The 24,965-nt window shown below is 28.4% G+C and carries 22 protein-coding genes; 3 read left to right on the top strand and 19 right to left on the bottom strand.

All coding sequences use genetic code 11. The annotated features are described in order from the left end of the window. Positions 1-74: 74 nt before the first annotated feature. From L21TH_RS08685 to L21TH_RS08660, 6 genes are all read right to left on the bottom strand, one after another. Positions 75-1,811, bottom strand: a complete 1,737-nt coding sequence (locus L21TH_RS08685) for an ABC transporter ATP-binding protein (protein WP_006314213.1) — start codon at positions 1,809-1,811, stop codon at positions 75-77. A 13-nt stretch (positions 1,812-1,824) separates the two neighbouring features. Then, positions 1,825-2,265 carry a MarR family winged helix-turn-helix transcriptional regulator gene (locus L21TH_RS08680; protein ID WP_006314212.1) on the bottom strand — a complete coding sequence of 147 codons (441 nt, stop codon included), beginning with the start codon at positions 2,263-2,265 and terminating at the stop codon, positions 1,825-1,827. A gap of 142 nt (positions 2,266-2,407) precedes the next feature. Beyond that, positions 2,408-4,375 carry a hypothetical protein gene (locus L21TH_RS08675; protein ID WP_006314211.1) on the bottom strand — a complete coding sequence of 656 codons (1,968 nt, stop codon included), beginning with the start codon at positions 4,373-4,375 and terminating at the stop codon, positions 2,408-2,410. A gap of 267 nt (positions 4,376-4,642) precedes the next feature. After that, positions 4,643-4,849, bottom strand: a complete 207-nt coding sequence (locus tag L21TH_RS08670; protein WP_006314210.1) for a hypothetical protein — start codon at positions 4,847-4,849, stop codon at positions 4,643-4,645. A gap of 50 nt (positions 4,850-4,899) precedes the next feature. Beyond that, positions 4,900-6,531 carry an MBL fold metallo-hydrolase RNA specificity domain-containing protein gene (locus tag L21TH_RS08665; protein WP_006314208.1) on the bottom strand — a complete coding sequence of 544 codons (1,632 nt, stop codon included), beginning with the start codon at positions 6,529-6,531 and terminating at the stop codon, positions 4,900-4,902. A gap of 130 nt (positions 6,532-6,661) precedes the next feature. Beyond that, positions 6,662-7,027 (bottom strand): helix-turn-helix domain-containing protein, encoded by a 366-nt coding sequence (locus L21TH_RS08660; RefSeq protein WP_006314207.1) that lies wholly within the window; start codon positions 7,025-7,027, stop codon positions 6,662-6,664. 239 nt (positions 7,028-7,266) lie between these two features. Here L21TH_RS08660 and L21TH_RS08655 point away from each other — a divergent pair, with 239 nt between their 5' ends. Next, the gene (locus tag L21TH_RS08655; RefSeq protein WP_006314198.1) at positions 7,267-7,476 is read left to right on the top strand and encodes a hypothetical protein; all 210 of its coding nucleotides are present in this window, start codon (positions 7,267-7,269) and stop codon (positions 7,474-7,476) included. 76 nt (positions 7,477-7,552) lie between these two features. Continuing rightward, complete coding sequence (locus tag L21TH_RS08650) at positions 7,553-8,347, top strand: methyl-accepting chemotaxis protein (RefSeq protein WP_006314197.1); 795 nt, start codon at positions 7,553-7,555, stop codon at positions 8,345-8,347. Positions 8,348-8,731: 384 nt separating this feature from the next. On the opposite strand, the gene L21TH_RS08645 is transcribed toward L21TH_RS08650, so the two are convergent. The 12 genes from L21TH_RS08645 to L21TH_RS08590 form a co-directional block, all read right to left on the bottom strand. Then, positions 8,732-9,001 carry a hypothetical protein gene (locus tag L21TH_RS08645; RefSeq protein WP_006314196.1) on the bottom strand — a complete coding sequence of 90 codons (270 nt, stop codon included), beginning with the start codon at positions 8,999-9,001 and terminating at the stop codon, positions 8,732-8,734. 110 nt (positions 9,002-9,111) lie between these two features. Then, positions 9,112-11,448, bottom strand: coding sequence for a coiled-coil domain-containing protein (locus L21TH_RS14970; protein WP_006314195.1), 2,337 nt, complete (start codon positions 11,446-11,448; stop codon positions 9,112-9,114). A gap of 200 nt (positions 11,449-11,648) precedes the next feature. Beyond that, entirely contained in the window at positions 11,649-13,547 is a 1,899-nt protein-coding gene (locus L21TH_RS08635; RefSeq protein ID WP_006314194.1) for a coiled-coil domain-containing protein, read from the bottom strand. After that, positions 13,531-14,283, bottom strand: coding sequence for a DUF6063 family protein (locus L21TH_RS08630; RefSeq protein ID WP_006314193.1), 753 nt, complete (start codon positions 14,281-14,283; stop codon positions 13,531-13,533). Before L21TH_RS08630 ends, L21TH_RS08635 begins: the two co-directional genes overlap by 17 nt. Next, positions 14,273-15,787, bottom strand: a complete 1,515-nt coding sequence (locus L21TH_RS08625; protein ID WP_006314184.1) for a hypothetical protein — start codon at positions 15,785-15,787, stop codon at positions 14,273-14,275. Before L21TH_RS08625 ends, L21TH_RS08630 begins: the two co-directional genes overlap by 11 nt. Next, positions 15,784-16,797 carry a Wadjet anti-phage system protein JetD domain-containing protein gene (locus tag L21TH_RS08620; protein WP_006314183.1) on the bottom strand — a complete coding sequence of 338 codons (1,014 nt, stop codon included), beginning with the start codon at positions 16,795-16,797 and terminating at the stop codon, positions 15,784-15,786. Before L21TH_RS08620 ends, L21TH_RS08625 begins: the two co-directional genes overlap by 4 nt. A 421-nt stretch (positions 16,798-17,218) precedes the next feature. Continuing rightward, complete coding sequence (locus L21TH_RS08615; RefSeq protein WP_006314182.1) at positions 17,219-18,271, bottom strand: hypothetical protein; 1,053 nt, start codon at positions 18,269-18,271, stop codon at positions 17,219-17,221. After that, complete coding sequence (locus L21TH_RS08610) at positions 18,268-19,449, bottom strand: FtsX-like permease family protein (RefSeq protein WP_006314181.1); 1,182 nt, start codon at positions 19,447-19,449, stop codon at positions 18,268-18,270. The genes L21TH_RS08615 and L21TH_RS08610 overlap by 4 nt, the downstream gene beginning before the upstream one ends. 4 nt (positions 19,450-19,453) lie before the next feature. Continuing rightward, complete coding sequence (locus L21TH_RS08605; RefSeq protein ID WP_006314180.1) at positions 19,454-20,131, bottom strand: ABC transporter ATP-binding protein; 678 nt, start codon at positions 20,129-20,131, stop codon at positions 19,454-19,456. Next, the gene (locus L21TH_RS08600) at positions 20,124-21,836 is read right to left on the bottom strand and encodes a hypothetical protein (protein ID WP_006314177.1); all 1,713 of its coding nucleotides are present in this window, start codon (positions 21,834-21,836) and stop codon (positions 20,124-20,126) included. The genes L21TH_RS08605 and L21TH_RS08600 overlap by 8 nt, the downstream gene beginning before the upstream one ends. A 94-nt stretch (positions 21,837-21,930) precedes the next feature. Further along, positions 21,931-22,404, bottom strand: a complete 474-nt coding sequence (locus L21TH_RS08595) for a hypothetical protein (protein ID WP_006314175.1) — start codon at positions 22,402-22,404, stop codon at positions 21,931-21,933. A 691-nt stretch (positions 22,405-23,095) separates the two neighbouring features. Further along, positions 23,096-23,365: a hypothetical protein gene (locus tag L21TH_RS08590; protein WP_006314174.1), complete on the bottom strand. Its 270-nt coding sequence runs from the start codon at positions 23,363-23,365 to the stop codon at positions 23,096-23,098. Positions 23,366-23,611: 246 nt separating this feature from the next. Between L21TH_RS08590 and L21TH_RS08585 the strand changes: the two genes are divergently transcribed. After that, positions 23,612-23,968, top strand: coding sequence for a P-II family nitrogen regulator (locus L21TH_RS08585; RefSeq protein ID WP_006314170.1), 357 nt, complete (start codon positions 23,612-23,614; stop codon positions 23,966-23,968). A 141-nt stretch (positions 23,969-24,109) separates the two neighbouring features. On the opposite strand, the gene L21TH_RS08580 is transcribed toward L21TH_RS08585, so the two are convergent. Continuing rightward, entirely contained in the window at positions 24,110-24,877 is a 768-nt protein-coding gene (locus tag L21TH_RS08580; protein WP_006314169.1) for a helix-turn-helix domain-containing protein, read from the bottom strand. Positions 24,878-24,965: the final 88 nt, after the last annotated feature.

The following is a 24,965-nucleotide window of genomic DNA, read 5'->3' as shown; positions in this document are numbered from 1 at the left end:
GTCAGGCCTGAATAAGTGAATAACTTTAAAGTTATTCACTTATTCAGGCCTGACCCCTTATCTGACCCCTTCTGCTAAGCTACTTCATCAGGAATAAAGCCTTTAAACTGTGCTTTATAAAGTTTAGCATATAATCCATTACTTTCGAGTAACTCTTCATGTTTACCTTTTTCTTGTATACCTTTATCTGTAAGAACAACTATTTCATCTGCATTTTTAATAGTAGAAAGTCTATGAGCAATAACTAAAGTAGTTCTTCCTTCAGATAATCTTTCAAGGGCTTCCTGTATAATAATCTCTGTTTCATTATCAAGTGCTGAAGTAGCTTCATCTAATATTAATATAGGTGGATTTTTAAGGAATACTCTTGCTATGGATATCCTTTGTTTCTGTCCTCCAGACAGTTTAACTCCTCTCTCTCCTATATAAGTATCATATCCATTTGGTAGTGTCATGATAAAATCATGTATGCTAGCATTTTTAGCCGCTTCTATTACTTCTTCATCCGTTGCATCTGGTCTACCATATAATATATTTTCCTTTATAGTTCCTGTAAATAGAAATACATCCTGTTGTACTAACCCTATATTGCTCCTTAAAGATTTTATTTTTATATCTTTTATATTAATGTCATCAATCTTTATTTCACCCGTATCTACTTCGTAAAATCTAGGAATTAAATGACATAATGTAGTCTTTCCTCCACCAGATGGCCCAACTAAAGCTAAAGTCTTACCTGCTTCTACTGTTAAGTTTATATTAGATAAAACTGACTTTTTCTCGTTATAACTGAAAGTAACATTTTTTATATCTATCCTTCCGTCTACATCTTCTAATTCTACTGAATCTTCCTTGTCAACTATTCTAGGTTTTATGTTCAATATCTCTATAAATCTTTCAAAACCAGTCATACCATTTTGAAATTGCTGAGTAAATTGTGTTAGACGTCTAATAGGCATCATAAAGAAGTTTACATATAATACATAAGCAAACAAATCTCCTAGCTGTATAATACCTTTATAGACAAAAAGCCCTCCAACGCTTATAACTACCACGTTAAGTATATTAGATAAAAAGTGAATACCTGTAAAGAATTCAGCCATAGATTTAAATGCAAACTCCCTAGACTCTTTAAACTCTCTATTTCCTACACTGAATTTATCCATTTCATATTCTTCATTTGTAAATGACTTAGCAACTCTAATACCTGATATACTGTTTTCAAGCTGTGCATTTATATTTGCTATCTTCTTTCGTACCTCTCTAAAGGCCTTCATCATTTTCTTTCTTTTATAAATAGCAAATATAAGCATTATAGGAACAAATGCAAAAACAATTAAAGTAAGTCTCCACTCAACTGTCATAAGAATTACAAATGAACCCGCAAGCATAATTATAGATAAAAATAAGTCCTCTGGTCCGTGGTGTGCAAGTTCTGATATTTCTCTAAGGTCATTAACTATTCTCGACATTAATTTCCCAGTTTTCATATTATCAAAGTAGCTTATATCTAAAGTTTGAAGGTGAGCGAATAAGTCCCTTCTCATATCATGCTCCATCCTAGTACCAACAACGTGTCCCCAATAATCTACTATGTAATTGAATATAGCTCTCATTATATATAACACTACTAACACTGCTGTAATAATATAAAGTAATCTTATATTTCCTTCAGGTATAATTTCATTAATTACCTTTCTTGAAGCAATAGGAAAAATTAGGTCTAAAACTGCTATCATTAAAGCACAAAACATATCTAGTATAAAGAGTTTCATATGTGGTCTGTAATAAGATATAAACTTTTTAATCATTTTAATATACCCCCTATCCTTTATTTAATTGCTCACTAAGCTCTTTTAATCCCCCTAAGAGATTATCTACTATTTCATTGTCTATTTTTTCTAATGCATTATACACAAATTCATATCCTGCTTGACGCTTAATAGTGTCTAATAATTTTTGCCCTTTTTCTGTAATTACCACTCTACTTATTCTTCTGTCTTTTTCGTCCCTTACTCTTTTTACTAATCCCTTTTCCTCAAGTCTTGTTACCTTTTCCGATATAGTATTATGAGCTTTACTTGCTCTATCTGCTATTTCACTTATCGTAGGTGGTTCTTCTCGTTTTGGTAAATGTACTAATAAATGAAACTGGTCAAGGGTCAAATTATGCTCTTTTGCTACTTCATGGTGCTTCGTATGTACAAGTCTATTTATCTGTTTAATGTGCTCTATTATCTGCTGTGATTTTTGCCTTGAATCCATACTAATCACCCCTTTACTTCGTAAGTCGAATATATCGTGACACGATACATTCGACTTACGAAGATTATATTTCATATGCATATATGTGTCAATGAATGAGCAAATATGTTAAAAAAATTTAATAAAAAGAAAAGAACTCGCTTTAAAACAAGTCCTTTTTTTCTATATTATGCAAACCTATTATAATACTTATTAGATATGTATTCATATAAGCAAAGGCTATAACCCCAGTATCATTAACAAACAATGTAATTATAGAGCCTATAAATATTACAAAGGATGCTCTTACCATATCAGGATACTTTTCTTTCAATCTTTCAATAATTATTTTATTCCTATTATAAACTCTAATTATAAAATAAAATTGTGAAACAAGAATTATACTCCAAGGGGGAACTATTATCATAAATATAAGCTGCTTGAGCTTATTAGTTACAAATCTAATCAATTCATTTATTCCTAAAATTTCTGTTCTTATAACTAAATCGCCTAAATGACTTTTTTCTAAACTATTTAAATCTATAAATATATTAGCAATAAAAATAACTATTCCTATCAATAGCAAAATTACAATACTTCTCTTATTCATAGCCTTATCAAATAAAGTAATATATATCATCATTAAAAATACTGCTACTGCCGTTAAATATCCACCAATATTAGCTCCAAATCTACTAGATAAAGAAATTATAACTATAGGGAAATAAAAAAATAAAAATGTAAGTTCAAGTGTTTTAAATTTTATCAAACCTTTTATAAAGAAAAAACTAATGATAGATGTCGCTATTAAAACACCCATTATTTCATTGTTAAGCCCATAAAATCTACCCCCTGCAACAATATTGTTATATCCTATATATGAATCGTACAAAATCTCTCTTTTAAAAAAATTACTAACAAGTATAAAAATATTAGTGAGTAATGAAAAGAAAAATATACAATAGTACTCATAATCCTTTAATAGTATTGATATTCCTGTAGATAGTAGAATAAGTACTATATAATATAACAGAATATTTCTATGAAACTTAAATATACCTATCACGAAGGACAAAAATATTCCTATAACTATACTACTAATTAAAAAAGTAAAAACATCGTCTTTTTTTATACGTCTATTAAAATAATTAATAATAATATATAGCTGAACTATTACAACAATTCCATGGGAAAGATATTTAATAATATTTAGATTAAGAAATTCTTTGAATAAATTAACAGTTTCTTGTTTTGGATTTGTACTAGGCAATATTTTAATACTTTTTCCTATAAATTGATTTGTATCTTGTTTATATAAATTGGCTACAGTTGGAAAAATATCTAGATTAGTTATAACTCCTCTTCTTCTTGTACTTTCACTTGTTATAATTCCATTCGTTTTGTTAGGAGTTTTATATACAAAAGGAACAAGTGTATTATTCCATTTTAAGTTTATGTCTCCTTTTATAGCTTCAGGGAAAATTATTACATTATAATTTTTTAGTTGAGCAATATAACTCTGTAATATTGAAATTCTTTCATTATTTTCATTTGTCTTATATGTAACAACTAAAATATCGGTATATTCCAAAAGCTCTTTAGTTTTGTCTATTAACCACTTACTATCATATTTTATTGTTGGTTCCCCATACTCAATATAACCATTTTTATCTGCAGCTAACAAAGAACCGGTCCCGCCACCTATACAACCTACAGCAATATAACGTTTTTTAAAATACTCACCAAAACGGGGTATTTCCCGGGAAAAATCTACATACTTATCTTCCAACTGATTAAGTATATTATTATATCCTTTTATACGTAATTTACCATCTTCCTTTATAAGTCCTTTATACAATCCCGATTTAACGCTTACCCTTTTTCCCAATGCTATTGTCATAAATAAACTTTCTTTACTATTATTTTTATATATACCATCAGTTTTTGTACTCATAATACCTAAAGATGTATCTTTATTATTTACAATTTTGTCTATTAGTTGGTTATCTAATCTGTCCGTTACCATAATTATAGTTTCTGTTATTCCGTCATAGGCAAAGGCTCTAGGCGTATGAATACTGAATATAAGTGGTAATAGTAAAAGTATCAATATAAATTTTCTTCTTTTCATTTATACACCTTCTCACAAAGCAGCCAAGCTACTTTAGGTACTGGGTACTAGATACTAGCTTTTAGCTGTTGGTTTTAGTTAGGCAATTCATCTAATCTTGAGGGACGTGGGCATCCCTCGACAACAGGGACGAAACTTATCGTTATTGAGGGACGCCCACACCACTTAATATTTTCTAGGTTTGATTATCCATTTTCTTTAACTTCTCTTGTTACGCATACTCTAGCACTACTATATACGTTTTTATAACGTCCTTCTAGACCATCATTAAATATAAAAATAGTTAATCAAAGAAAAAACTCCAACAACTATAGCGAATAATCCTACAGCTAACTTAAACTCATAAAATCCATCTGTCTTAAATTTTTTTCTTTTCTTGATTTCTCTTTCCTTTATAAACACCTCTATATTAATAACATCCTTAACTATGGTATATAACCCCATAGCTATTAGTATAACCCCTATATACAACATAAAAAACACCCCTTTTTAGTATTGTAAACTTTTTAAAGGGGTGTTATTCACTATTCACCTAATAGTATGTTTATATCCATAAGCTTTTGATGAAGCTCTATAAGACTATTTTTCAAATTGTCATAATCACTTTTCAAAAACTCTGTATCTAAAAGCTTGTTGGTTCTTGATACTATACTTTCAAATTCATCATAAACCTGTTGTAGTTCTTTCTTAATACTTTCCTTCTGTTTTAGTGGTACCATAACTTCACCAGAATAGCATTTACTAAATTCACAAGATAGCTCAAATACATCACCTATATTAGGTACTATTGTTTCAACTTTAAACTTTTCAGATATAGTCTCTGCAAAGGAATGTGATGCTTCTTTTTCACCATGTACTACAAATACTTTGCTTGGAAGCTTTTTAAATCCCTTTAACCAATCTACTAGTCCATCTCTATCTGCATGTGCTGAAAATCCTTCTATACTATGAATTTCTGCTTCAACAATTACCTGCTCTCCTAGTAGTTTTACCCTTTTTACTCCATCCTTTAATAATCTACCCAATGTACCCTCTGCTTGATAACCAACAAAGATAACACTATTTCTTCCTTTCCATAAATTATATTTTAAATGATGTCTAACTCTACCTGCAGTACACATACCACTGGCTGAAATAATCACCTTTGGATATATAGATTTATTTAACTTAATTGACTCCTCCTGACTTCTTATATAATGAAGATTAGTAAATTCAAAGGGATTATCTCCACCTAATATTAGCTTTTTAGCTTCTTCATCAAAGCAATCAGAGTTTTTTCTAAAGGTATCTGTTGCTGATACTGCCATTGGACTATCTATATAAATTGGAATTCTCATAAATTCTTCTATATTATTGTTATATTCATAATACTTGTTAAGTTCATATATTAACTCTTGTGTCCTACCTACTGCAAAAGATGGTATTACTACTGTTCCTCCACGTGATACAGTTTTATTGATTATGTCCACTAATTTTTCTGCTCTCACTTCTACATCTTCATGGAGTCTATCACCATAAGTAGATTCAATGATAAGATAATCAGCATCCTCAATAATCTCTGGGTCCCTTATTATAGGTCTATCTTTCATACCTAAATCCCCAGAAAATACTATCTTTATCTCTTTACCTTTTTCTGTTATCCATAACTCAATTATTGATGAACCTAGTATATGTCCGGCATCTCTAAACCTAACAGTAATATCTTCATTGATATCTATTTTCTGTCCATATAAGGCTGTAGTAAAGTAATTTAGACTCTTAACTGCATCTTCTGCTGTATAAAGAGGCTCAATTAATGGTTTCCCTGCCCTTTTTCTTTTATTATTTTCCCACTTTGCATCAGTTTCCTGTATATGACCACTATCTACTAGCATTATGTCACATAAATCCTTGGTAGCTTTTGTACATACTATCTTTCCATTGAATCCCTCTTTAACCAGCTTGGGTATCCTACCACTATGGTCTATATGTGCGTGACTTAAAAATAGAAAATCTATTTCTTCAGGAACAAACTGAAAATCTTCAAAATTAAGCCTTTCAAGCTCTTTACTTCCTTGGAACAACCCACAGTCTATTAGTATCTTATATTTGTCTGTAGTAATTAAGTAATTTGAACCAGTTACTACTTGTGATGCTCCTAAAAACTTAATTTTCAATACAACTCCCCCTTCCTAAAGGCTACAAAGTCGCTTTGTTTTTTTGATTTTTCTGACATCGTTATATATAATATTCTATTTTTCTTTATTAAAATCCTTTTTTATAAAAGTTTATGATATAGGAGGAATTTTAGTCTTTAAAAAGCTTTATAGCTTCTGCTATTTTTTCAATTGTTGATGCTGATAATTCATCAATCTCTGTAAATAATTTTTTGATTGCTTGGTTTTTATATGAATAATTTGACTTGGTCTCTTTTAATTCTTTTGTATTATAATTTCCATATCCTAATCTTATATTAGAAGCTCCTAATAAATAATCTAATGATACGTTAAAATAACTTGCTAATTTTCTAAGGAACTCCTCATCGTTTGGAAACCTAGAACTACTTTCATAATTACTTATTGTCTGCCTACTAATTTTAAAAGTTTTAGCTAAATCCTCTTGACGTAAGTTTCGCTCTTTTCTTAATTTCTTTAACCTAGCTCCAAAGTTCATTTTATCACCTCTTTCCTCTAGTGACCTAAAAGTGCTATATATTTAATTATATCTGTTATAAACCTTAATGTTTTTTGTTTGCTGTTGTAATTATTTACCAACATCTTGTTGTTACAAAATTTTAATTTTGTTATTTTTTGTTTAAATTCCCTAAAATTCAACTGAATTTGTATACAATGTGTAGATTTTTTTGGTATAATGTTAATGAATGTTTTTATAGTATAAGGGAGTGGAAATTTATGATAAATTCGTTACTAAAAAACTTAGTACAAGAAGAATTAGACATTAGAAATAGTGACTTAAAAATTTCAGATATTGATTTAGATGAAGCTATCGAGCAAGTTATGAGAGATTTGGCCTATAATCATTTTGCTTTTAAAAAAAATGTAACTTATGAAACCTTTATCAATACTCTAATTAACTATGTTACTTTAAGAAAAAGATATTAGAAAAAATATTTGCACTTTATATTTTTTATGATATTATATGTAGTATAAAATGTAGTAGTATAAAGGAGTGATAGAGGTGAATATAGCAATTGTAGGAGCGGGAAACGGTGGCACTAATATCTTAAAATCCTTATCTAGAGTTGACGAAGTAAATGTAGATATAATAGTTGACACTAATCTAAATGCACCTGGAATTTCATTAGCTAAGGAACTTGGAATTAACTACTCTAAATCTGTAGATGATATAAATGCAAGCAACTTAGATGTAATAATAGAAGCTACAGGAATAGAAGCAGTAGCAAATGAAGTTTACGAAAAATTTAGTTCTGACTGTAAGATTATCGACTCCACTGGTGCTTTTTTAATTATGACCTTAGTTGAAAGGGATATAGAAACACTTGAAAAACTTAATAAACAAATGGATATTATTAATGAAACTTCAACTGTTGTACAAGACCAAATAAAAGAAATATCTGACTCTGTAGAAAGAATACACGATGTTACTAATAATCTAATAAGTACTACCGAAACTTCAAATAAATACATAGATAAAAGTGACAAAATCATAAACTATGTAAATAAAATAGCTCAACAAACTAAAATTCTAGGACGAAACGCTAATATTGAAGCGGCAAGAGCAGGAAAGTATGGAAAAGGTTTTTCTGTAGTTGCTAATGAGATTCAAAAGCTTGCAGGCAGTAGCGAAAATTTTGCTAAAGAAATTAATAATATTTTAGTAAAACTATCTAACGAGTTAAGGAAAATTAATTCAGAAATTGATAACCTTAAACAACTTTCCGAAATACAATTAGGAGCATCAGAGAAAGTTGAATTTGTAGTGGACAAGCTGAAAAAGCAAACTGATATGTAACACTTTTTTCACCCCTTGCATACTTTGTACCACACAAAAAAGGGGTGAATCTTGATGGATAGAAATTATAACGATGACTATTATCGTGACCAAAATTTCAGATGCCCTTACCCATATTGTCCTTATCGAAGATATTGTCCTTATTATAGATTTAGAAATAGTCCCAGATTCAGTCCCGGTCCAGGATATGGGCCTGGCCCTGGCTATGGTTATGGTCCACGTCCTTACCCTTATCGGTAGTTAATAATATATTATCTACTAACCAGCTAATTAATTGATACTAGTAATTTAAATCAAATTCATTTTATATCTTTATTATATCAGAATTATTATCTGTATAAAAACAAGGTCAAGCTTTTATATTTCTCTAGCTTGACCTTTAAATTATTTCGCCGTCTTTAATACTTGTAGTTTTATCTCTTGGTTCTCCACTTTATCATTTAATTTATCTACTTTTTCTTTTAATTCATTTATACCTTCGATACTTTGCTTATATCCATCGTAAAGTGCTTTGACGTCGTTTTTCAATTCATTTTCCATTCTCATCATATTGTTTTCTAATCTCTTTATATCGTCCTTTGTTGCCATCTTTGATTCAATTTGCTGCATTTGTATATATAATTTCTCTAATAGGTCAAATACTTTTTCTTCCACAATAGGACCTCCCTGTTTTAAAATTGGAACACCTTAATCTTCTTCTAAGATCCGTACCTTATACCTATTCTTTTATTTTATATCAAAAGCTTATAAATAACAATTAAGATTTAGGTTTCAAATAAACTAAGTTGCTCTTGTTCTCCAAGTCTTTCTAATGATTGAGGGTCATTATCCTTAAAGAATGTATATCGTATTTCCTTTTCTTTAGTTATAATCAAACTCTCGTTATTTACCGAAGGTCTTAATTTGCAACTATATACAACTGGAAAATAATTTCTTATAAACTTTCCTTCAGCATGGGCAGTAAGTGCTATTATTTGAAATCCTAATTGTTCAGCTATAAAAAATACAGGGTCTAAAACATGGTCACTTGAAGCCTTACCAAATGGATTATCCATGATAACTGTTCGATTTCGTTTTTTATTTACAGATATATGTTGTCTTTTTTCTGCTAAATAATTTAATATACCTAAAAATAGAGCCATATTCTTACTCCATTTTTCTCCACCTGACCATTTATTTGACCTTTCCCATGAATGTGGAGCACTATTTACTTTACCATCGTTTGTAACCTTTCTACATTTAACCTTTATCTCATTACTCTTCATTACATTTTTTAAAAGTTGCTTAGATTGTAGCCATTTTTCAATGTTTTTCTTAATAAGTGCATAATCTTCTTTTCCATTCTCATCTTTATATGTATCCCCTTCTAATTGAGATACCATCCAATCAATATGCTTTCTTAACTCTTCTTTACCCTCTTGTTCATCCCAACTTGGCACATCAAATATATATATTTCCTTCCATCTACCATCAATTTTAACCTTTGTTTTCTTAGGTATCATACGAAGTTCTTCAGCTAAATTACTTAAATAAGTGTGTAAATGGTTTATAAAATGCTGAAGTTCCTCATCATGTTGTCTCATATCATCTTCTGCAATTTTTATAGTTCTTGATATTCTATCTTTTAGTTTTGTCTTCCAGTTTAATATTTCATTATATTTATTCTTATTTTCAACTCCCTTTACTGCCATTTTCTTAAGCTTGATATCCTTTATATTATCTTCACAAAAAATTATAAACTTATTCTTGCGTTTCTCTACTATTTCATTTAGTTTATCTACATTGATATATAATTCTTCTAATTTTTCTATCAGATTTTTTACTATTTCTTTACGTTTATAAGGATAGTCCTGTATTATTTCTGGAGATAAAGATTTTACTGTCACTTCATCTATAAGGAAACTATATCTCATATTGTATCTTTCTAATTCATTAATTGAATTGTCTATATCTTTTAGTTCCTTTTTACATCTATCTATTAGTGTACTAATATATGTGTTTTCCTTTTGTAGTTCAGTTTCTTCCCTATCTAGTTCTTCCTTCACTAAAGATAGAGATTTTTTAAACGTATATATATCATTATATTGTTCATAAAAATCTTTTTCTCTTATTTCATATTCTTTAAACTTATCATTATATTCTTTTGTTCGTTTTTCAAATTCTTTCTTTATTTCATCTATTTTAGGTTTTAATTCATTTATTTGATTAATCAATCTGTCAATTTCATCTTCTCCATTAATAGGAAAGATAAATCTCTCATCTATATCATATTCAGCTTGTCTATAGGTTTTATTCAGTTCTATTTCCAAATCAGCTTTTATTTGTTCATAATGTTTAAGCTCATTTTCTATTTCGCTACGTCCACTTTGTTTTTCGTTTAATATGTCTTTAAGATATTGCCTCTCCTGCTTTAAAACTTCTTTACTTTTATCAGTATGTTTAGCTGGAAATTTTTTAACCTCTTGATAAAGTTGATTTGTTTTTATATCGTTAATTAACTCATTTGTTTCTCTAAGATCTTCGTTTATATCTACTAGTTTCTCGTTTATATGTTTAACTTCAACATCATATTTATCAATATCATTATCAATAGCTTTAATTCTTTCTTCTACTCTATATTTATCTTCCTCTGTCCTTTGCTTTTTATCTTTTTCTTCAATATATTCAAAATACTTTTGAATCTTGATATTTAACAGGTTTTCTTCACCTTTAAATTCTTCTATCTTTCTTTGATAGTCATTTATTTGCCTGTCAATCTCACTTAACCTTATCTCCCTATCTTTGATTTTAGTTTCTAGTTTATTTATACCTTTCTTTAATTCCTTCAAAGTTTCTTGTAGTTCTTGATAATACTCATAAGGATATTCATCATAAAATCTTTTTAATTCATGTAAGAATCTATTATACCTTTCAATTTCATTTTCTTTTTGTTTTCGGTTTTCTGTGGATTCTTTTGCTTTTACTCCTACAATTTTCTTCCAATTAGTGAAATTATCTTGCTCTAAGTTCTTTTCCCATGAGGTTGGATATAAATATCTTTCTTCTATCACTTCATCCTTTTCAATTATATTTCTTCCTTCATAATCTGTAATAATGAACACTGGATGAGTTAAGGTATCAACCTTTGACTGTATTTTCTTTATGAGCTTATTTACTTCACCCTCAGAAGTAACTACAGTAATTGACCAATATGGATAGGAATTATACAGTTTGGATTTAGAAACATCAAGGACATTAGATATCCTTTGGAAAAATTCAGTTCCACTTTCAAGTAAGTTAAACTGACTCTTCCAGGATTCTATTAAATTCTGCAGTTGTGGGTCGGCTGTAAAATATTCATTATCTTTATATTCTGTATAAAACCTATTGGATAGCGTTCTTCATTTAATAGCTTCTCTTTTTCAAATCTTAACTTCTCTATTCTACCTTCAAAGAAATTAGTAATAGAGTTTTGCTTTAAATATAAAGAATCATAGCGCTCCCAATCTAATGTAAACTCTCTTAATTCTAATAATAATTCTTCTTGATTTTCTGATATTCTATCTAATATACTACTAGTTTTACTTTCTTTCCTTAATAAACTCTTTAGTTCATTTCTTAGTACGGGTAATTCTCTTGTTTTTAAGTTTTTTTCCTCCTGCAATACATTTACAGCCATAGTTATATTATTTAAGTTTTTGCTAAGTTCTTCTATTCTTTTTTTCCATTTCATATATTCTTCTTCTATGTCTTCATATTTGTAATTATCTAAAACCCGTCTACATATATTATCCATTCTCTCTTTTGTTTCGGTTATTATTGCATCAAAGGTTATCTTTTCATTGTTTAACTTTTCTCTTAAATCCTGATATTTTTTTAATTCTTTCTCGCTATATTTAAGCTCTTCTTTTAACCTATCTATTTGTCCTTTTATATATCTGTTTTGTTTTTGTAATTCGTCTTCTTGTTCTTCAAATATTCCTTTTAATTCTGAAGAATTAGTTTCGAGTCTTTGTTGAATATCTAAAATGTCATTGTCTTTATCTAGTTCTTCAAGCTGTTTTTGATAAAATTCTATTTTATCTTGACTCTCTTTTATTTTCTTTTTAAGTCTTGCTACCTCTAGATTTAATTTTCTTTTTTGTTTTTCTTCATATATTCCTTTTATATGATTATAGCTTTCCTTGACTTTTTTGTACCTTGTTTCAAAATCTATTAGTTCTTCTTTTAATAACGCAAGAGCATAGGATGCTTTTTTTCTATTTAATTCTTCTATCTTTTCTTCTGTTTCGTTTTTAGCTAATTCATTTTCTTTTATTTTATGCTCTATTTTGTTTTTTTCTGCTATTGCATAGTTGAATAATGCTTTAGCTTCTTCCTTCTTTTTTGAAAAATCTTCTTCAGCTTCATGCAAATTAGAATAAGTTAAAACATAATCATCTATTTCTTTTTCAATAATTCTACTTTGTTCAATTCTCTCTCTTAATTGCTTATGTTTTTTAAATCTCTCCCTTTGTTTTTCAAAAGTCTCTACAAAATCCTTTGTCCCTTTGCCTGCTAATGCTTCTTCAACAGTTGGAATTAGTAAGTTATCTACAAGTTGACCTGTTGTCTTACATCCATCAAAAAAATCCTCAACTCCACCTTCTGCACTATTTATAAGCACTATATTTTTCCATTCAGAAGATATTATTTTATAATTTTCTTCTAAATATTTATGATAGCTCTTTATTGTTTCGAATAGTTTTGCATTCATATGGTTTTGCTTCATGTATTGATAATATTCATATATTTCCTCTTTACTAGATGGACGAGCTTTTCCGTCTTTAGTTCTTTTAGTAAAAGGAATGTTTTCTAAAGAGTGGTCATCATTTCCTTCGTATTCGTATAAATACTTATAAGAATTCAATTTACCTTTATTAATAAAAAGAGTAACTGCCGTAACTAAATACCTTCTAGGTCTTTCATTAATTATCCATTCTATAGCTATATGAGCTGCATTACCTTCAAGGGATAATGTTTCTTTTATTTTTCTTTCTGCTAAATCAGAATGTGGAAGTATAGCTTGTATAGCCGTTTGAATAAATACCGTTTTTCCTCCACCATTTTCTAGTAATATTGCTCCATTATGTCCATCAAAATAAAATATATCGTCATTATATCTTTTTTGTCCTCCTTCATATATCACATTTGTAAATCGTATTTTAGATATGGCTGGCATCTTTGTCTTCCTCCTCTCTTTTATCCAACTGATACATAAATTCCAATATCCCTCTATTGTATTCTAATTCCATATAATACCGTTGTATAATCGTCTTAGCTTTTTCAGTCAGTTCTATTTCATCATTTCCTATATCGTTAATTAACCCTTGTTCTTCTAAAAATTTCTTTACAGTGTTTAAAAAGCTTAGTCTACTATTAGTTCTTGCATCTTGGGTCTTTACATTCTCTTTAAGATCATCCATTGCATCCCATTTTTCTACTATTGAAATCCAATTGTATTCATAATCCTTCTCTAATTCCTTTAATTCTTCTTTATCATATTCCTTTAATGCAAGTACCCTTTCATTTATACTTAGAAGCCAATTCTCTAAGGATATAAAATCCCTTGTTGCTTCAATAGTTTGATAGCTATCATAAAATTCTCCAAAAAGGACTATAATAGCCACATACATCATGTATATGTCTAAATTTACTGCTTTAGATGGTAGGTATTTTCGTTTTATAGTATCATTAGATACATGAAAAATTGAATCCATAGAGATCGGTATAAGATATATATAATCTCCTGCTGTAATAATGGTACAGTCTACTTCCTTTGCAAATTGGTCCACAAGTCCCCTTATCTCATCATCTGCTAAATATAATCTCAACTCATCTTTTTCACCGTAGCCATTAACAGATAATTTTGTATACAAATTAAATGCTTTTATGACTTCTTCATGATTATACATCATTGTTCTTTTCCTCCAACTCTAGTTTTATATTTCCTATACTAAATCGGTGGCTTCCTTCTATTATGCCTTCTACTTCTGTTGCTGTTATTATTTTGAATTTACCCTTTAGAAGATTCTTTACTTCGACAAATATGTCCCTTCCCTCTTTCTCAGTCTTATCTATAACTAATGGAGAATACTGATGTAATATAATCCAAAAATCGTAGAAAAAACGGTAATTTAATAGCGGTCTGTATTCTTCACTTTCTTTTATATATTCAACTATCTCTTTAAGAGTTATTTCCTTTCTATCACCTAAAATAGCTAAAATCATTTCCATTACTGTTCTAAAGTTTTTCTTTAATATATCCCAATGTTCATCTATTGAACTTTCATCACTTACTTCTAAAAATTCATAAGAATTTTGTTCTTTTGTTTCCGATTCAATTCTTTGAGAAGCAAATACCGTTAAAGGAGACCATGTTTCAAACCTTTCCATAAATAAGAATGGTTCGATTAATCTACGAGATGCTTCAACGGGTAATGGTGAAGATATTAGTCGACTTGTTATTTCTTGGTCAAAGTTAAAGGAATCTATTCCTACATAATATAGAGATTCTTGAGCTGCCTGTAATGCACTTGTCTTTAAGATAATACTTTCCTGAAGCAACTTGTTATGCTGATGATGTACTATTCCTAGCTCTTTATCAATGTCTAAAATTAGTTGATAGGCTTTTCTATCCTTTTCTTCATTTGCTTCATATTCAAGTCTCTCCTTTGTATCCCTTACAAAAGCCCTTAATTCATTAAATTCTTCATTTTCACGATTTAAGCGTAGATTTACATCTTCTATAATTTTCTTGTATCTTTCATATGTATCATCGGATATTATATTCCGTTGTATTTCATGCTTTATTTTTATTATTCTATCCTTAAGATTTTGTACATCTATTGCCATTTCATCTATTTGACGAAGAGCACTAACAAATTCACCCTTTTCTAACTGCTTCCTTAGTACCAACTGATTTATTGAAAGCTGAAATTCACTAAAGTATTCCTTTGTTGCAAATACAAGCTCTAATCCTTGCTCATCCAATGTATAATACTGGGTATTGTTTTTTATATCTGATTTTTCTGCTTTCAATATTGAATACTGTACAATTTCTTCTTTTCTAGTCTCCCAATTATAAAACTTTCTAAAGTTACGTTTACCTCCTGGAGGTCTAAAGGTTTCAATGATTGTTCTTGCAGCCTTTTCAAAGCCTTCTAAGTCTAAATCTATTTCGCCTTGATTAATTTCATAAAAAAATTCTGCTAACTCCTTTACCCCTGTCTTTTTATTCCTCATTAACATATTTTCAAAAAAGAAAAGCAGGGCTAAAAGTCCAAGACTATGATAATCAATAATATTACCACTATTGTCTCTTGTTTTCTTTCTCTTTAGATCAAACAAGGGGTCAAATAAAGCTAATCTCTGTACTCTCTCCCTATAGTTTTCAGTTAAAGCTTTAGTGTCTATTATCATAGGATTTTCCTCCATATTTCCCGTAATTCTTCTTTATTTAATCCTTCTTGGGGGTAATATCCTCCATTTTGTAAGACGTCTTTAATTTTTTCTTGGTCTTCTTTATCAAAGAAAGCTAAAAAGTCATTTAAAGCTTCTTTATTTTTAGCTTGATTTTCTTTCCCCTTTGAATAATCCTTTTGTAAAAGAGATGTATAAAATTCTATAGCAAGCTTTACTAGCTTTTTATTGCTTAATGCATACCAAATAGATATTCCTTCAAAGTCTAAATCACCAAAATAGTATAAAATATGCTCACTATCCTCTAATCCCAGCTGTTTTTCCAGTGCCTCAATACCTGATACTATTTTCCAGCCAGCTCCATAGATTAAAGATGTGAATTGAGTATTTTTTAGTTCTTCTAATAATCCATAGTAAGTTGCTTTGTTTTCAACTATTAAATGTCTATGTACTGAGTATGAAAAATTTTGTGGGTTTACTGCTAACATAAGAGGGTCTGGCACATTGTTTATTTTTAATTTATCCCAAAGCTCTAACCTCTCTAATAACTTTTTACCTCCACCTTCATCTATCCATTTTTCATCACCTACAAGATAATATGATCGTTCTTGTGATGTAGCTGTACTTTTGGGTAATCCCTTTTCCTTTAAATATGCATCTATCTTTTCTATATATGGTAAATCTTTTTCCCATTGTTTTTCAGTTAAGGATAAATAGACGGTGAGATTGATGTGTGGACTAATTTTTAGCTGCATATTTTGAATTTCGTCAATAAATACTTTTTTTAAAGCATATTTATTTAAGCGATAGGTATTAGCTAAAGGAATTATTTTATGATTGGTTCCATGTTTCTTTACTTCTTTGAGTATATCCATCTGTACAAGCTTATTTATCTCTTTAGCAAAGTCTTCGTATTCTTTATCCCCTGAAAACAGCTTTTCTAATTCTCCTAAAGTCACAGTTTTTCGCCTTTTTAATGTCTTTAAGTAAGATAAAATCTTCTCATCCATAAATATCACCTTTATTTTACGAAATTAAACCATTCTATATAATTATATCATTATTTGAAAAAGTCCACTATGTAGATTTGTCAAAGAATAGGGGCTGGGATTATGGCATTAAAAAAACTCTAACCTCTGACTTAAGGTTAGAGTTTATAATTTGTTCATATTTACCTGACAAACGAAACGTCCTCCTGTCACTTAACTTTTTTCGTAGCAGCATGTCCAACTAAAAATAATCCCACATTGAAAACTAATATTAGTAAATCACATATGTTTATTGAAAAAACCACTATCATTCATCGTGGGTTTTTCAATATCCTAAAAGCAGCTAAAGCTACTTTTAGATACTAAATGCTTAATGCTAGGTCTAAAGAACAGATAGTATGTTTTATAGTTATTGACAATACAAAAAGGTAAAAATGCTAAATTACTTACTTAGAAAAACTAACTCTTTACCATCAAAGCAATAAAAGCCATTATTAACGACATTAGCTACTTTTATGTTAAAGTTATTCATAGAATCTTTCTCTATCAAATCACCAAAAGGATTTATTTTAAATACTTTGATAGTACCATTTCCTTTATACTTAAATAGCATTGAATAACTACCATCTTTATTTAGTACAGCCTCAAGACAATCACTACCGTTAAGCTCATTGTTTTTATCTTTTATGTTAACTATCTTATCTATACTTGCTTTTAATTGGTTTTTTTTAATATTATAAGTTACAAAAAGTATTTTAGGCTCACTAAAACTTTTCAAACCATTTTCCCTATAACCTTTATATATTACTGCTTTGTTTTCTTCATTTGCTAATATTTTTATATCCCTCATAATATCATCACTTATTTTCTCATATATTACATTCTTATCGTTGACATAGGCAAGATAAGTGCCATCTGCTTCCCTAAAAAGAAATATAAACTGATTATTTCCTAAACTTACACCTTCGTTCATTTCTGAACCTGTTTCATTTATATCTTTATAAAAAACACTTTCGCTTATTGTAGCATTAAATTTGTTAAATATCTCTAATGTCCATTGTTTTTTATTATGATTGAATCGCTGTAATAGAATACTTTCATTATCTTCAGCTATTATTTGATAACCACTAGATTTAAGTATATAACTCTTTAAATTATCTAGTGATATAAGTTTATCTATACCTTTCCCCATATTTTTCTGAGTCAATATATAATTTCCACTACTACTTAAAGTCAAAAGATCTTCTTTTTTTATGTCTTCATATCCAATATTTATTTTTTCAACTATTGAATTAGTCCTGTCATAATATGTATATTTAATATATCCGTCATAAGGCTCTACATAAAAAATTGAATTCTCAGTTATATCTAACCTCTCATTGTTTTTATTGTTTTTTTTATCAATATGGAGGTCAACTTTTGTACTAATGTTACACCCACTTATAATCACTAAACATATCAATAAAAGTGTAATCAACCTTAAGACTTTTGTCATTGTTTTAACACCTCTTTGTAAAATTTCATACTATTATTAGATTTAAATGTTGTATTAAGTTTTATAATTCCAATTAAAACTAGCATACCAACAGCTAAAACAAAATTAACTAATATGTATAAGTGTATGTACTGTGAAAATATATCGAATTCTAAAAATCTCTTAAGTAAATAAAATAAAACTCCTGTAATTGTGGTGCTAATAGTAAATGTCAATATCCCGTGTATTGCAAGTTCAATCATAAACATTCCTTCCACTTTTTTATCCTCTATCCCAAATATATTAAACAATACAAAATCTCTTTTCCTTAAGTTGAGTATTTGGCTTATATTAGATGAAACATTAAAAATACTAATTAAAAACAAAATTCCTATTATTAATACACTTACAGCTACAATTATTACTGCAAATCCTGGTAGATTACCTGTTGATTCTAATGTATATCTTGCTGTTAAATTGTTGTTTTTGCTTTCAATCATATTTGCTACATGTTTTAGTTTATCTACTTCAGGTACAATAACTATAAACCTACTAAAATATGGTTTTCCTGTTTTTGTCATGCCTCTTGCAATTTTTTCAGCTGTATTATAGTTAATTAAAGATATATTGTTTCTGAATATGTGGTTTTCATTAAACTCAAAAAAACCATAAAAGGTTCTTTCCGTTAGATATTCAACTCCATTCATCTCACCATCTTTTTCTACATATTTATAGTCTCTAATATAAACTTTATCTCCTTTTTTTAGTCCCTTAAACTTTTCATTATTAGAAAGTTTTTTATTTATAAAAATAAAATCATCTTTAACATTAGTATCCTCAATATTGAAATATTTTAATGCTTTTATCTCAACTCCAAGTATATTCGTCATATCAAGATTATTTTTTTGGCTATCAGTAATCTTTACTGGATGTGAAAAGTCAAAAAAGGATGATTCTACTCCATCAAAGGAATTAACTTCCTTCCTTAATTCAGGAGGTATATCCATAGGTGAATCTTCATTAAATACTTCTATAAAATATAAATCACTATTATCTACTAAATCATTCTTAAAATGTTCTTTTACAGATAATACTATCCCCAATATAAGATTCATAACTAAAAGGAACGATATCATTGAAAACATTATGCCTGTGAATTTTTTGAAGTTTCTTCTGAAAAATAATAAAACTATTTTCATGTTCTTACCCCCAATATGTCTCACTTAAGTTTCCGTTTTTCAAAACATATATTTTATCTGCAAGTTTATCGTAGTAATCATCATGTGACACAATTACTATGGATTTACCAGCTTCCTTTAATTCTATTAAATAATCACTTATTATTCTTTTGTTTTCATCATCTATATTGGCTGAAGGCTCATCAGCAAAAACAATAGATGAGTTAATTAGAAAGGCTCTCATTATAGCAACTCTTTGTCTTTCTCCCCCTGATAAAAATCTAGTATGTGTCTTTTTTCTATCCTCCATTTGAAATTTCTTTAAATATTCCTTTATTTTCTTTTGTATTTCATCTTTTTTCATTTCTGTTGTTAGGGATAAAAAAACTTCTAAATTTTCTTCAACTGTCAGATTTTCAAATAGATTAAAATCCTGAAAAATAAATCCCATTTCTGTTCTTCTAATATTTTTCTTTTGTTTTGTATTCAAATTTTCGGTTTTTTGACCTTTCCATAGGAATTCACCAGTATCCTTTGTTTCTAAAAAGGCTAGTATATTTAATAATGTTGTTTTTCCTGCTCCAGAGTTACCCTTTATTATTACTAATTCGCCTGCGTTAAGCTTTAAACTTACATTATCTAATACTTTTTTATTTCCATACCTTTTTGATACATTCTTCAATTTAATAATAGTATTAGTCATTATGTCCACTCCTATCTAATTTTAGTAAAAGTCTTTCAATCTCTAGACCTCTATGTGTTGATGATATACTAACAGATTTAAATTGAGGATTCTGAAAATAGCCATTTTTAACCCTATACTTACTTAATTTTTTGTCTATAGAAATCTTCATTTCATTGGAAATCTTTAAACCTAAATTTTTATGAATTTTAAGATACATCTCTAATAACATTAATTCAAGATCTCCATTATAATTAGATACCATATTATCTAGCTTTTTAATCCGTTTCTCTACATTCTTCTTGTAATAATACGATTCAATATCTAATTTTATCATTTCCAAAAATACCTCTTCTTTTGTTCCCCTAAATTTCAAAGCACCATTATTAAAGTAATCATCAAACTTATCCTTTAATTCATCTTTATATTTCCTTTTAGATAAAGTGTAGAAAAACATGTAGTTTTCAAACAGGTTTTGCTCGGTAATTTTGATTTCATCTATATTACTTATATGTTTATTAATACTATCTACTAGTATTTCTTCTATTTGCTTGTTATTCATATATTCTTGTAGTTTAAATACATAATATAATTCTTGCTTATTTACTATTCTTGTTTTATATGTATTAACTATTGTTTTGAGATAATTTTCTATATTATTTTCTATCCCAGTAACATCCATATTATTTAATTCAGCAATCCTAATAAACAAATATAAGTTTCTAAAAGTTGGAATCAAGCTAACTGGTTTAGGATATATATTTTCAGTGCTTTTAGGCATATTCATTGCCCATTCTTTTAAAGCATCATCACATAAACCTAGATTAGCAACTAATTCATAAACCTGAGTTTTGACAAATACTTGGAAATCATTTTTACTTAATAACATAGTCTTCATTTCTTCAACAATTTCTTTTAATTTTTCATTTTCCTGTAACTCTTCTGGAAATACTTTCAAACCTTTATTTAATATGACTATATTATTTATATCTATATTTCCATTAATCTTATACGATTCAATTAGATTTAGAAGTTCTTTCTTCCCTTCTGCTCTTAGACCTTCTTTTTCGATACCTATTTTGTTGAATAATTCTAATAAATTAAATGTAATCATTAATCGTTCTGGTTTAGAATATTTTTCATAATCAATATTTTCTATATCATAGATCTTTTCCTTAATATTTGCTTTAATATTATCATTTTCGTATATTGATACAATTTTATTTAATATGTCTAAGTACATTACTAATTTTTTAGGACTATTATAAATATAACTTAAAATTAAATCAACATCCTTGTTGATATTTCCTATTGAATACGTTATTAAATCATTATTTTCTATTCCAAGTTCATCTAAACAAATTTTATAAGAATAAAGATAATCATACTTCTTATATAATGACATATCATCTGATTTATCTTTAAAATCTTTCATTTTTTCTGTTACCATGTTTTTTACTATATCGTGATTAATGTCTTTGGGATTTGTCAAGCCAAAATCATTCATTATCCTCCAATTGATTAATGTATTTTTTAATGATGGTGAGTCACTATACTCCATCATCTCTAAACTGTTTTTAGTTAAAAAATTAAAAAAATAGTTCTCAATATCTTTTTTGTTCTCTAAAGCTATACTATCTAATTTAGAATATGTATTTTGCTCTGATATATTTATAAATAAGAATATTAGCAAACATATTAATATTATTATAAGTATCTTTTTCATAATTTTTCTACTCCCATAATTTTATTAATAAATATAAGTAAAATTCTCTAATAAAATTAGAGAATTTTACTTATTTTAATATTTACAGTTTATACTATACTCTTGCAGTAGTTGAGAATGGTACCCCTGCAGCATAACCTGATGCTGTGTTTTCACAACCAACATATATAGTTAACCCATTAGCTCCAACTCTTCCTCTATACCAAGCCATTGAAGCTCCATTAGAATTTTTCCAGTATCCACCACTAGTTGATGTATAACCAGAACCCTCAATTGAACCAGAACCAGGTTTAAAGTCAATTGAAGCAGATATACCTATAACATAAAAATCCCATTCTGTTTTTATCCAAGATGGACTTGGATAGGTAGAACTATCATAATCCGCAGTAACTTGAAATTCTCCAGTTCCATCTGGATCTGCAATAGTTTGAATCCATACATCTGATCTTATGGTACCATTTAATTGTGGTATATCATCTGTTCTTGTATCTGAAGTTGCAAAACTAGCTTGTCCAAACGTTGAAATACAAATCAACAATGTTAAACCTATTGTTAATATTTTTTTCATCAAAATTCCTCCCTGTAATTTTTGTAGTATCAAAAGCTTATAGTGCTTTTGACATCCATATATTTAGTTTTATGCATAATTATTAAGTGTCGATTCTAATAAGTTAAATAAGTCTATCAAACATGCTTGACGGCATTTGTTTGATTGTGTAGTTTTTTTCTGTTTGGTGGCCTCGCATATACCATGTTTTCACCCCCTTTCAGTAGAATAAATATAATAATTATTAAAATTTTCACCATTAAATATGTATTTTTGCTACATTTCATATATTGCAAATTTTTATATTATGCTAAAAGTGATTATTGTCATGTCTATTTTCACTTTATTTGTTTTCATTATACCGTTGTTGTTTATATATGTAAATAGTATCATGTATTTGTATGCATAGTTCTAGTTTCCTATTTTGTAAATATTAGTATCCGTTTCTAAGGTATATTTTTATTAATGTATATAATAAAGTTTCAAAAAAGCATAAATATGTGTTATAAAAATAAGGTCAAGCTTTATAAAAATATAAAAGCTTGACCTTTAAATTATTTCACTGACTTTAATACTTGTAATTTTATCTCTTGATTCCAACTTTATCGTTTAATTTATCCACCTTTTCTTTCAATTCATTTATACCTTCGATACTTTGCTTATATCCATTGTAATTTGTTCATATTTACCTGACAAACGAAACGTCTCCCTGTCACTTAACTTTTTTCGTAGCAGCATGTCCTACTAAAAATAATCCCACATTGAAAACTAATATTAATATATCATATACGTTTATATCGGGATATCTATTTAAAAATCTATAAACTGCCCAAACAGACAATCCCATAAACACAGCTACTACAAGTCTAATAAGTTTCCATTCTATTCTTGCCTGTGTAGCTATTGTTATCATTATCTGCCCTAACACCATTATACATCCTAATACTATTATCACTATTGATGATACCTCAATAAACTCCATACCTTCGTCCCACCTTTTAATCATACCAAAATAGTTAACTTTATTTCCATTATAATACATGTCCTTTAATACCACAATTATCAATTAACCATAATCTATAATCCATCATCCTTAAGTTCTAATCTAGGAATGTAAACCAATTCTTAAATTTTCAAAATATTTAATAAATACACTTTCTAAAAAAACAAAACATGCTATAATAAAAGCTAAGGAATATTTCACTTTACTTAGAGGGGGGAAAATTTAATGTATGCATTGTTCTTAATACTTAACGATATCTATAAACTCGATGATATAAAGGAAATATTTTATGAAGCAGGTGTAGGAGCTACTACATTTGACAGTAGAGGTATGGGAAAGGTTCTTCTTGAGCACAATGTTGATGTTCCTATTGTTGCAGGACTTAGAAGATTAATAGAAGGGGACAAGCCCTATAATAAAACGATAATTAGTGTAATAAGAGAAGAGGATAAGCTAAAAAAAGTAATAGATAGAATAAATGAAGAACTAGATTATTTTAATGAACCTGGTGTAGGATTTATGTTTGTTTTACCTGTACTAGAATGTTACGGCTCAAAAGTTGATAATAAAAAAAACAGCTAAAGCTGTTCTTTTAGTTAGTAGCTTTTTTACAGACTCCTTAGTCTTTAGTCCTTGTGGGTATATCATTATTTCCCTTACCCTGCAAAACAGGATATACAGCAAATTTAATTTTTTGAAAAAAAGGTGGCAAGTAGCCACCTTTTATACTATCCTATCTGTTATTTTATTTTCCAAATCTAACACTTGTTCATCCTTGTCTTCTACATCATCTATTATTGCTTTAGATTTTTCAAGGTTTCCTAATGCAAAATAGCATAATCCTTTGTAATACCTTATATCTTTCAAGATATCATAGCAATCTTCTTCAATTTTCTGTGCTGTTCCCTCTGCTAAATTTAAAACAGATAAAGCCTGATGTATTTGTTTCTGCTCATAAAATGCTATTGCTATGTTTTTATACGTATCTGTTATTTTTTTATTTTTATTATATTTAGAAAAATATACTATAGCCTCTAAAAATTGAGGAATAGCACATGTATATCTTTGAGCATTTATCGAATTTATACCTTTTAAATATAGTGCATCCCCTATGTATTCTTCTAATCCAAATTTTTCAGCCAAATACATAGTCTTATATAAGTTAAGATTTATTTTATAATTGCTAAGCTTATAATTATTAGATACTTGCTCTATCCATTTCTCACACTTATCCTGTGCTATATCCTTTGAGCTTTTTAAAAAGTAAGATGCTGATACCTGTAAATCAATTCTTTTTTCTTTAGCTATTTCATTTACTTTATTAGCTAAATACGTGGCATTTATAGCATTTATCTTTCTTCTATCATTTTCAAACATTGAAATGTAATTTTTACAAAACATATCCCCTGCTAATTCATCCTGTTTAACCTTCAACATCTTCCTCACTTTTTTTAGTCTTTTTCCTGGACTTAATATCTGTAAATCTTTCATCTTAACTCCCCCATCTGATAAATGTTGCTTTTTTGTAATTATACTATATATTATAAATATTCTGAAATTACAATCCGATTTTTTAGTT

The sequence above is a fragment of the Caldisalinibacter kiritimatiensis genome, from assembly GCF_000387765.1.
In the GTDB taxonomy this organism is placed as follows: domain Bacteria; phylum Bacillota; class Clostridia; order Tissierellales; family Caldisalinibacteraceae; genus Caldisalinibacter; species Caldisalinibacter kiritimatiensis.
This window is presented reverse-complemented; position numbering and strand designations above follow the sequence as displayed.

Excerpts from the sequence above, each read along its gene's own strand:
- L21TH_RS08615 (WP_006314182.1), bottom strand. The coding sequence starts at position 18,271 with ATGACAAAAGTCTTAAGGTTGATTACACTTTTATTGATATGTTTAGTG.
- L21TH_RS08580 (WP_006314169.1), bottom strand. The coding sequence starts at position 24,877 with ATGAAAGATTTACAGATATTAAGTCCAGGAAAAAGACTAAAAAAAGTG.
- L21TH_RS08660 (WP_006314207.1), bottom strand. The coding sequence starts at position 7,027 with ATGAACTTTGGAGCTAGGTTAAAGAAATTAAGAAAAGAGCGAAACTTA.
- L21TH_RS08585 (WP_006314170.1), top strand. The coding sequence starts at position 23,612 with ATGTATGCATTGTTCTTAATACTTAACGATATCTATAAACTCGATGAT.
- L21TH_RS08675 (WP_006314211.1), bottom strand. The coding sequence starts at position 4,375 with ATGAAAAGAAGAAAATTTATATTGATACTTTTACTATTACCACTTATA.
- L21TH_RS08590 (WP_006314174.1), bottom strand. The coding sequence starts at position 23,365 with ATGGAGTTTATTGAGGTATCATCAATAGTGATAATAGTATTAGGATGT.
- L21TH_RS08630 (WP_006314193.1), bottom strand. The coding sequence starts at position 14,283 with ATGATGTATAATCATGAAGAAGTCATAAAAGCATTTAATTTGTATACA.
- L21TH_RS08635 (WP_006314194.1), bottom strand. The coding sequence starts at position 13,547 with ATGCCAGCCATATCTAAAATACGATTTACAAATGTGATATATGAAGGA.
- L21TH_RS08610 (WP_006314181.1), bottom strand. The coding sequence starts at position 19,449 with ATGAAAATAGTTTTATTATTTTTCAGAAGAAACTTCAAAAAATTCACA.
- L21TH_RS08655 (WP_006314198.1), top strand. The coding sequence starts at position 7,267 with ATGATAAATTCGTTACTAAAAAACTTAGTACAAGAAGAATTAGACATT.
- L21TH_RS08595 (WP_006314175.1), bottom strand. The coding sequence starts at position 22,404 with ATGAAAAAAATATTAACAATAGGTTTAACATTGTTGATTTGTATTTCA.
- L21TH_RS08600 (WP_006314177.1), bottom strand. The coding sequence starts at position 21,836 with ATGAAAAAGATACTTATAATAATATTAATATGTTTGCTAATATTCTTA.
- L21TH_RS08625 (WP_006314184.1), bottom strand. The coding sequence starts at position 15,787 with ATGATAATAGACACTAAAGCTTTAACTGAAAACTATAGGGAGAGAGTA.
- L21TH_RS08605 (WP_006314180.1), bottom strand. The coding sequence starts at position 20,131 with ATGACTAATACTATTATTAAATTGAAGAATGTATCAAAAAGGTATGGA.
- L21TH_RS08620 (WP_006314183.1), bottom strand. The coding sequence starts at position 16,797 with ATGGATGAGAAGATTTTATCTTACTTAAAGACATTAAAAAGGCGAAAA.
- L21TH_RS08685 (WP_006314213.1), bottom strand. The coding sequence starts at position 1,811 with ATGATTAAAAAGTTTATATCTTATTACAGACCACATATGAAACTCTTT.
- L21TH_RS08670 (WP_006314210.1), bottom strand. The coding sequence starts at position 4,849 with ATGTTGTATATAGGGGTTATACTAATAGCTATGGGGTTATATACCATA.
- L21TH_RS08680 (WP_006314212.1), bottom strand. The coding sequence starts at position 2,265 with ATGGATTCAAGGCAAAAATCACAGCAGATAATAGAGCACATTAAACAG.